This is a genomic window from Calothrix sp. CCY 0018, assembly GCF_963920925.1.
In the GTDB taxonomy this organism is placed as follows: domain Bacteria; phylum Cyanobacteriota; class Cyanobacteriia; order Cyanobacteriales; family Nostocaceae; genus Rivularia.
Genome location: NZ_CAWUDI010000143.1, coordinates 1 through 275 on the forward strand (window position 1 = coordinate 1; position 275 = coordinate 275).

The 275-nt window shown below is 70.2% G+C and carries 1 protein-coding gene; it reads left to right on the top strand.

Annotation, left to right across the window (positions count from 1 at the left end; all coding sequences use genetic code 11):
- Nucleotides 1-29: 29 nt before the first annotated feature.
- The coding region (locus tag ACM03V_RS34510) for a hypothetical protein (RefSeq protein WP_414625318.1) at nucleotides 30-275 on the top strand (246 nt) is incomplete at its 3' end.

Below are 275 nucleotides of genomic sequence, written 5' to 3' on the forward strand. Positions count from 1 at the left end.
GGATGGGTTGGCGCGCTGCTGTCGCCGAAATGTTGCGCGACACGCCGCTGCGCTATCGGTTCGTGGGCGCGCGCGGATTGCGGGTCTGGGTCGAACCGGCAAGGACAGCGCCTGTCGCCCCGGCGGTCGTCGAACCTGCCGAACTGGCGCCGGTCGAGGTGGTCGGACGGTTCGCGGGTCAGGTCGAGGAATCCCTGCGGCGCAAGCGTCAGGCCGATGTGATATCCGACAGCGCCTCCGCCGCGCGGATCGGCGAACTGCCCGCCGCCAATCTG